The organism is Streptococcus parasanguinis (assembly GCF_001069785.1).
Classification (GTDB): Bacteria; Bacillota; Bacilli; order Lactobacillales; family Streptococcaceae; genus Streptococcus; species Streptococcus parasanguinis_T.
Map to the genome: position 1 here is coordinate 49,363 of NZ_JVSR01000104.1, position 7,766 is coordinate 57,128.

The 7,766-nt window shown below is 43.1% G+C and carries 9 protein-coding genes; all 9 read right to left on the reverse strand.

Annotated elements, in window-relative coordinates; all coding sequences use genetic code 11:
• Positions 1-69 precede the first annotated feature (69 nt).
• The gene (locus ADG03_RS09865; RefSeq protein WP_045759155.1) at positions 70-1,782 is read right to left on the reverse strand and encodes a cache domain-containing sensor histidine kinase; all 1,713 of its coding nucleotides are present in this window, start codon (positions 1,780-1,782) and stop codon (positions 70-72) included.
• A complete protein-coding gene (locus ADG03_RS09870; RefSeq protein WP_024054871.1) occupies positions 1,779-2,513 on the reverse strand; it encodes a response regulator transcription factor in 735 nt (244 codons plus the stop codon). Before ADG03_RS09870 ends, ADG03_RS09865 begins: the two co-directional genes overlap by 4 nt.
• Before the next feature lie 58 nt (positions 2,514-2,571).
• Positions 2,572-3,693 carry a peptide-methionine (R)-S-oxide reductase MsrB gene (gene msrB / locus ADG03_RS09875; protein WP_045759154.1) on the reverse strand — a complete coding sequence of 374 codons (1,122 nt, stop codon included), beginning with the start codon at positions 3,691-3,693 and terminating at the stop codon, positions 2,572-2,574.
• An 11-nt stretch (positions 3,694-3,704) separates the two neighbouring features.
• Positions 3,705-4,265 (reverse strand): TlpA disulfide reductase family protein, encoded by a 561-nt coding sequence (locus ADG03_RS09880; RefSeq protein ID WP_042759839.1) that lies wholly within the window; start codon positions 4,263-4,265, stop codon positions 3,705-3,707.
• 56 nt (positions 4,266-4,321) lie between these two features.
• On the reverse strand, positions 4,322-4,675 hold the full coding sequence (locus tag ADG03_RS09885; protein ID WP_049472971.1) for a hypothetical protein: 354 nt from the start codon (positions 4,673-4,675) through the stop codon (positions 4,322-4,324).
• 26 nt (positions 4,676-4,701) lie between these two features.
• Positions 4,702-5,412 carry a thiol-disulfide oxidoreductase-associated membrane protein CcdA2 gene (gene ccdA2, locus ADG03_RS09890; protein ID WP_023917418.1) on the reverse strand — a complete coding sequence of 237 codons (711 nt, stop codon included), beginning with the start codon at positions 5,410-5,412 and terminating at the stop codon, positions 4,702-4,704.
• Between the two features lie 162 nt (positions 5,413-5,574).
• Entirely contained in the window at positions 5,575-6,657 is a 1,083-nt protein-coding gene (locus ADG03_RS09895; protein ID WP_049472972.1) for a SepM family pheromone-processing serine protease, read from the reverse strand.
• Complete coding sequence (gene coaD / locus ADG03_RS09900) at positions 6,641-7,129, reverse strand: pantetheine-phosphate adenylyltransferase (protein ID WP_049472973.1); 489 nt, start codon at positions 7,127-7,129, stop codon at positions 6,641-6,643. The genes ADG03_RS09895 and coaD overlap by 17 nt, the downstream gene beginning before the upstream one ends.
• Positions 7,119-7,658, reverse strand: coding sequence for a 16S rRNA (guanine(966)-N(2))-methyltransferase RsmD (rsmD, locus tag ADG03_RS09905; protein ID WP_037599242.1), 540 nt, complete (start codon positions 7,656-7,658; stop codon positions 7,119-7,121). The genes coaD and rsmD overlap by 11 nt, the downstream gene beginning before the upstream one ends.
• Positions 7,659-7,766: the final 108 nt, after the last annotated feature.

Here is a 7,766-nt window from a genome sequence, read left to right on the forward strand (position 1 = left end):
CCACTCAACCACTGCGTCTTGCTCGACAATCCAAAAATAATTGAGAGGCTAGAACTTTTGTCCCAGCCTCTATGAATATTCATTGCCGGATGCAAGTGGCAAAAAAAGAGTAATTTTGGTATAGCTATTTGCCTTAGAATCAATCTCCATATGATAGGCTTCGCCAAATTGAAGATGCAATCGTTGGTCCACATTTTTCAAGCCAACACCTCCTAAACGAAGAAGGGTTTGGGCTGTTGATCCTGATCGGTCAAACCCTCGTCCATTGTCAAAAATCGATACGCAGGCGTAGTCTCCACTGACTTCAGTTGTCACTCGAATGAGACCTGGCCGATCGATCTCTTTAATGCCATGGTAAATCGCATTTTCCACTAAGGGCTGAAGCACTAATTTCGGAAGCTGATAGTCGCCCAACCGTTCATCTTCTAGAATTTCATAGTTGAGCTTTTCACCATAACGTTGTTTTTGAATGAAAAGATACTGGCGGACATGGTCGATTTCATCTCTCAGTAGGATTTGTTCCTGGCCTTGGTTAAGAGCCAGTCGAAAATATTGAGCCAGAGACTTAGTGATGTCGACCACGCGCCGACTATCATTAAACTCCGCCATCCAGACAATCGTATCCAAGGTATTGTAGAGGAAATGCGGATTAATCTGAGCCGAAAGTGCCCGCAACTCGTACCGCCGTGCGTTCTGCTCCTCTTCCTTAACCTGTTGCATGAGGTTATCGATTTGGTCCAACATGGCATTAAACGCTTGAGCGAGGGCCACCAATTCTGGAGATCCTTTGGCTGCAGCCCTCACGTGAGCATCTCCTGCTCCAATCCTCAAAATGATAGTCTGAAGGTCTTGTAAGGGTTTGATCCACAAACGCAGAACAAAGCCGATCCCTATCAAACACATGATCAAAGCTAGTAATCCTAGACCAATGAAAGAGTACAGGAGTTGCGACTGCAGCATCTGAAGTCCTTCAAGTGAAGCCACTCCAATCAAGGTCCAATCGCTATCTGGAATCGGAACCTGATAGATAAAATTCTGTCCTCCTTTAGCATAGCCATCTGTCACAGCAATATAGGGCTGCATGGCCTGCATTTCTTGGCTGGAGGAATAGACCGCCTTTTTAGGATGGTAGACAAACTCATGCTTTTGATTAATGATAAAACTAAAGCCTTGTCTCCCTAGTTGAAGGTGATCCAAGTAAGCCTGAAGGCTATCGTAGCCAATATCCAAGCGTACTACTCCGAGATTTTGGCCAGTCTGATCGACCACTTCTTGGGTAATAGAAACCACCCATTTTTCTTTTTCCGAAGTCAAAGATTCCTTTCGAGCTGGCGTCAAAACTGGCATGGCTCTTTCTTTAATCGCCTCTTGATACCAACTTTCATTCATCATATCTGAAGAAGTCTGCATGCTGATTTTGGAATCTGTCGCTACCAGACGTCCATCCTTGGTCACCAAGACCGCTGAGACCAAGTCCGGATCCGTTTCAATCATCGTTCGCATCAGGTGTTGAACCGTTTCTTGATCCGCACTCCTATCTTGGGCAAATTGTCGAACAGCCTGTTCCTGGCTAAGCACCGTCGTCGTCTGCTTTAATTTTTTTAGATAGGAAGTGATAAACTGACTGCTTTGATCGATACTATTTCTTGTCGTCCGCTCTGTTTGCTGGCGGATCGTCCCTGAACTCGTTTGATAATAGAGACCACCAATAAGACCAAAAAGTAGGAGAATGAAGAGAAAAAAGTAGAGGACCAGCTGAATCAGCAAGGGATATCGTTTCATTCATGCTCTCCTTTTTTGTACTGCCTTGGTGTCACCCCAACAACCTGCTTAAAGCGTTGAGAAAAATAGTTCATATCTTCAAAACCAACCTGATCGGCGATCTCATAAATTTTTAAATCTGTCGTGAGAAGCAAGAGTTGAGCCTTCTTCATTCGCTCTTGAATGAGGTAGTCTTGGAAGGGGAGTCCCAATTTTTTCTTGATCAATACACTTAGATACGAGGCACTGAAACCAAGTTGATAGGCCAGATCCTTTAGAGTTAACTGAGAGTCTGCTAAACGAGCATGAATGGCTTCTTCCAAGTCTGTCGAATAACCCTGACTGACCAAATCTTCGACTTGCGCTTTCTTACGCTCTTGATCAAGTTTTCCTTTCACCTTTGCTAACATCTCTTCAATATCATCTTTTGAAAAAGGCTTCAGCAAATAATCATCTGCACCTAACTTGATGGCTTTCCTTGCAAACTCAAAGTCATCATAACCTGTCAAAAAAATGATATGGCAAGACGGAGATTGTTCTTTGACGAGATGAGCCAGATCCAAGCCATTCATTTGTGGCATATTGATATCGGTTAGAAGGATATCGGCTGGTTGCTCTTGAAACTTTTCCCAAGCCTCACGCCCATTTTTAGCCTGGTTGATGACGGTCATTCCAAACTGTTCATAATCCACTAAGGAAGTCAGACCCTGCCGGATAAGCTCTTCATCTTCCACAATCATGATCGCATACATGTCTTTCACCTACTTGTCTTTGCTATACTTATTATAGCAAATTATGGTTCCAAATGTCTCAGACGTAGTCCAATAAATAACCGTAGCCCTTTTCTTTCATTTCTGCTTTGGGAATGAAGGTAATAGACAAACTATTGATGCAATAGCGAAGGCCGCCTTTTTCCTTGGGACCATCGGTAAAAACATGGCCCAGATGAGAATTTCCTACACGGCTCCGAACTTCTGTCCGAGTCATATTGAAACTCTTATCCTCCTTATAGATGGCCACATCAGGACTAATAGGTCGACTGAAACTCGGCCAACCACAACCAGAATCAAATTTATCCTTAGAGGAAAAGAGCGGCTCACCAGTCACGACATCTACATAAATACCGGCATCAAACTGATCCCAGTAACGATTGGAGAAGGCCCGTTCGGTATCATTTTTTTGTGTCACCGCATACTCTTCAGGAGATAACTTCTTTTTGATCTCCTCATCGCTTGGCTTAGAATAGCGACTAGCATCTATAACAGGATAAGAAGCCTGATTGACATCGATATGGCAGTACCCATTCGGATGTTTCTTTAGATAATCCTGGTGGTAGTCCTCAGCCTTGATGAAATTGGTCAGTGGCTCTTTTTCCACTGCTAACGGTTTGTCGTATTTTTTTGCTTCTTCTTCAAAGACTTGGTTAATGGTTGGAAGGTCTTCTTGGGAGACATAATAGACACCTGTTCGGTATTGTGTTCCTTGATCATTTCCTTGACGATTCTTCGACGTTGGGTCGATAATCCGGAAATAATGCAGGAGCAATTCTTTCAGAGATACCTTCTTGACATTGTAGGTGATGTGAACTGTTTCAGCATGGCCTGTTTGAGGGACCAATTCATACTTGGTCGTTTCTCCCTTTCCATTGGCATAGCCTGATACGGCATCAATCACACCTGGAACACGGGAGAAATATTCCTCTACGCCCCAGAAGCAACCACCAGCCAAATAAATTTCACGATGATCCTTTGGATCAACCGTTTCATTTGTTTCCTTTTTGGCTACTGGAGTCTGACTCATCGATACTTTTTTAATCATCTCAGTGCTTGTTTCTGATTGATCCATTCCGTTTGCTCCCTTACTAAAGAAAAAGAAACCAATCGATAGCAAGCCAATGAGAAGGATAGCAAACACTTTCCATTTTGTTTCCATTGTCTATCTCCTTACTGCATGTTCTCTAGGGTCTTGAGGATATCCTCTTTATTCATATAGCCAATATGACTCTTTGCTAAAGTCCCATCACTATTGATAAAGAGCGCCGATGGATAAGAACGAATCCCATATTCTTTGAGCAGTTCCCCTTTACTATCTAGCAAGACTGGGAAATCCTTGTAATCCAAAGACTGGTACCAGTTTTTGAAATCTGCTGCTGATTTTTCGCCATTAAAGGTTGGAGCTACAACGGATAAAACCACATAATCCTTACCTGCCTCTTCTTTTGCCAACTCATTGGTATCCTCTAATGTCGACAGGCAAATAGAGCACCAGGAAGCCCAAAATTTGAGGTAAACTTTCTTCCCTTTGTAATCGGATAAGCGGTAGGTCTTGCCATCCACTCCTTGCAGGCTAAAATCCTTCACTTTCTTGCCAGATGGTTGCCTAGCCCCAGCTTTGGCTGTTTGTTGGTTCATGTTCTTATTGGAAGTAGCCATTCCTTGACTCGAACAAGCCCCTAAAAGTCCAGCGCATACGAATCCTGCAGCTACTAAAGCTAATTTCTTCATCATTATTACCTCTTTAAACAAGGAGAAAGTCATCCTCAGATGACCTCTCCCTTCTTTCATTCCTTGTCTGATTTCATATCAGATGATTCACTCTTTTCATTTTTCATTTCTGAATCGCTAGATTTCATCTCATCTTTTTTCATATCGTCCTTCATTTCAGAACTGCTGTCAGACATCATAGATGAATCTTTCATGTCTTCTTTTTTCATTTTATCATCGGACATGGATGAATCCTTCATGTCATCCTTCTTCATATCGTTCTTCTTCATATCGTCCTTCTTCATATCGTCCTTCTTCATCATACTACTATCGTCCGTTTTTTTCATATCTGAATCTGATTTCTGTCCAGAACAAGCTGCTAAAGTGACGATGCTAAGTGTAGCAATAGAAAGTGCAAGAATTTTTTTCATGATTTTTCTCCTTTAATCATTCAAGATTAGTGAAACAAAGATGCGAGGCTATTAAGATTTCCTAGCATCAGCAAGATGCCCATCAAGACGATGAGGGCACCACCAATTTTTTTCAAGGTTCCCATATGGGGCTTGAGTTTAGCAAAATGTTGTAGAACCCAGCTAGAAGCTAGAGCCAAGACTAAGAAGGGGAGCGCCAATCCTAATGTATAGACCAGCATCAGGAGAGCGCCTTGCAAAGCACCATCTCCTCCAGAAGCGGCAATGGCTAGAACAGAACTCAGAACTGGTCCGACACAAGGGGTCCAACCAAAACTGAAGGTGACCCCTATCAGAAAAGCATTGAAGAATTCATTGCGCTCCCGATTCTTATTGAGTTGGATGGTCTTTTGCTTTTGGAGTTGTCTCAGATTGATCACTTCCATTTGGTGAATCCCTAATAGGATCACAATCCCTCCTAGCAGATAGCGAAACCATGGAGCATAAAGCACCTGGCCAAGGGCCCCTGCACCGTATCCTAGAATCAGGAAAACAGTTGATAGACCTGCGATAAAACAAAGAGTCTTCACCAAGCCGTACCAAGAAATATCTCTTCCAAAAATCCGAACAGTTTTCACACGTTCAGAATCCAATAGAATCCCTACATAGACTGGCATCAGTGGCAAAATACATGGGGAGAAAAAGGATAGAACTCCCGCTAAGAATACTGAAATGGAAAACAAACTGGTTTGAATCATTTCACTACCTCCCTTTCTTTCTGATACCAGTATAAAGAAAAAATCCCTCTAAAAATAGAGAGATTGATAAGCAAAAACTTGAATTTGATTAGAAGGTGAATCTTCCTATCTGCCAACTCTACCTCGTACTTTCAAGTACGAGACTGATCTAACAAGATACTTCTAATTCTTCTTCAAATAATCAATAGCGTCTTGAAGGGTTTTGACGGGGACAATTTTCATCTTCGAATGAATTTGTTTCGCGGCTTCTTTAGCTGTTTCATAGTTTGATTTGGCCTTGGGATTGGCTTTCTTTTCTTCTTTGGAAACAGGGTTATTAGGGGCAAAGAAAATTTCTGCTCCTTCTTTATCGGCTGCGACGACTTTCTTGTCAATCCCACCGATATCGCCAACCGTTCCATCTTGGTTAATGGTTCCTGTCCCTGCAATATGGCGTCCCTGACGAAGATCTGGATCAGCCACTTGGGTATAGATGGCTAGGCTAAACATCATACCGGCACTTGGTCCACCAATTCCTTGAGTCGCAAACTGGACAGGAACATCGCCTTTGGCTTCAGTCCGGTCGATCAGGCTAATCCCGATTCCGTTTTTCCCGTTAGACAATTTGATGATCTTTCCGTCTGCGGTCTTGGTTTGTCCATCCTCAATATAGGTCACTGAAACAGGATCGCCAATTTTTTGAGAACCAACATAATCAATCAATTCTTTGGAACTCTTAAAGGTCTTGCCATTCACACCGGTGACGGTATCCGCAATGTTCAAGATACCCTTAAAGGTCGAGTCATCTGCTACTTGCATGACATAAACACCTAGAAAGTCCATCTGGGTTTCTTTTCCAGCTGTCTTTAGCCCTTGGTAGATGGCCATATTTTGCGAGGTTTCCATATAGAATTGGTTAATCCGCGTAAATTCTTGGCTCGAACTACCACCTGTCATATCCTTGGCAGAGTAGATATCTGTAAAAGGTGTCGCCCAAGCATAGATCAAATCAGCCGGGGTCGCTTCTTTCACTGCTACGGTTACAAAGTCATAGGATCCTGACTTGGTATCCATTTTTCCATCCACTGTCATGACGGATCGAATATCTTCTGCCGTTCCTGGCATCTCAATATAATAGGGAAGGCGAATCACAAAAGCAGAGAGCAAGAGGAGCAAGAATAGAACGCCTGCAATCGGCCATCGGTATTCTTTCAATCGTCCTTTTTTCTTTTTTGTAGGCAAGCTTGGTTTATTCGCTTGTGTCATCTTTGATTTCCTCCATTACACTATTTGGTACATAAGGTGAGATATCCTGCTGAAAAGCCAGCAACTCTCGAATACGCGTTGAACTAATGGCCTGGTAAGGAGGCTGGGCATAGAGATAAATAGTCTCCAATTCAGGCGCCAACTGGTGATTAAAATAATCCATATTAGCTTCGTATACCAGATCCTGTGCATTGCGCAAGCCCCGGATCAAGGTGATGACCCCAAGATTGCGTGCCACTGTCACAGCCAACTCTTGAGTCGACGTCACAATTTCAACATTTTCCAAATGAGCCAAGGCCCCTTTCACCATGCGCACGCGTTGCTCAATGGAAAAGAGTCCGACTTTTTCCGGATTATAAAAAATTCCGACATAGACACGGTCAAACAAGCGACTAGCTCGCTCGATCAATTGCACATGCCCAATGGTAATCGGATCAAACGATCCTGTAAACAATCCATTTCTATCTGACATATACTGTTACCTTACTAATTCCATAGATTTTTTCTTTCCAGATTCCCACTTGTCCGATTTCCTCAGGAAGTTCTACGTGTTTATCGGTTTCGCACACAATCATGACGTCCTCTGACAAGAGTTGGCGCTCGCACAAGGTTTCGATATCGCGAACAATCTCTTCCTTGGCATACGGAGGATCCAAGAACACCAAGTCAAAGGTGCCCGTTAGAAGACCCAAGGCTTGCTTGGCCTCCATTTTTAGCAGTTGAAACCGTTCCTTTTCCTTGGTCATGGCAATATTGGCTGCTACAATCTCCTGCGCTCTACGATCTCGTTCTACTAGAACAGCCTCTGACATGCCTCGAGAAACGGCTTCAATAGAGAGCCCACCGCTTCCAGCATAGAGATCCAGCACTCTTCCACCGTCAAAGTAAGGACCAATCATATTGAACATGGCCCCTCTGACCTTATCAGAAGTCGGCCTGGTTGTTTTTCCTTCAAGTGTTTTGAGGGGACGTCCCCCATAGGTTCCAGATACTATTTTCATAGGGACCATTATACCAAAAAAAATCAGAAAATTGCGATTTGATATGGTCAAGCGACAATTAAAAGAGGCTGGGACAAAAGTCCTAGCCTCTCAATTATTTTTGGATTG

Coding starts and splice junctions, on each gene's coding strand:
- ADG03_RS09865 (WP_045759155.1), bottom strand. CDS start 1,782: ATGAAACGATATCCCTTGCTGATTCAGCTGGTCCTCTACTTTTTTCTC.
- ADG03_RS09870 (WP_024054871.1), bottom strand. CDS start 2,513: ATGTATGCGATCATGATTGTGGAAGATGAAGAGCTTATCCGGCAGGGT.
- msrB (WP_045759154.1), bottom strand. CDS start 3,693: ATGGAAACAAAATGGAAAGTGTTTGCTATCCTTCTCATTGGCTTGCTA.
- ADG03_RS09880 (WP_042759839.1), bottom strand. CDS start 4,265: ATGAAGAAATTAGCTTTAGTAGCTGCAGGATTCGTATGCGCTGGACTT.
- ADG03_RS09885 (WP_049472971.1), bottom strand. CDS start 4,675: ATGAAAAAAATTCTTGCACTTTCTATTGCTACACTTAGCATCGTCACT.
- ccdA2 (WP_023917418.1), bottom strand. CDS start 5,412: ATGATTCAAACCAGTTTGTTTTCCATTTCAGTATTCTTAGCGGGAGTT.
- ADG03_RS09895 (WP_049472972.1), bottom strand. CDS start 6,657: ATGACACAAGCGAATAAACCAAGCTTGCCTACAAAAAAGAAAAAAGGA.
- coaD (WP_049472973.1), bottom strand. CDS start 7,129: ATGTCAGATAGAAATGGATTGTTTACAGGATCGTTTGATCCGATTACC.
- rsmD (WP_037599242.1), bottom strand. CDS start 7,658: ATGAAAATAGTATCTGGAACCTATGGGGGACGTCCCCTCAAAACACTT.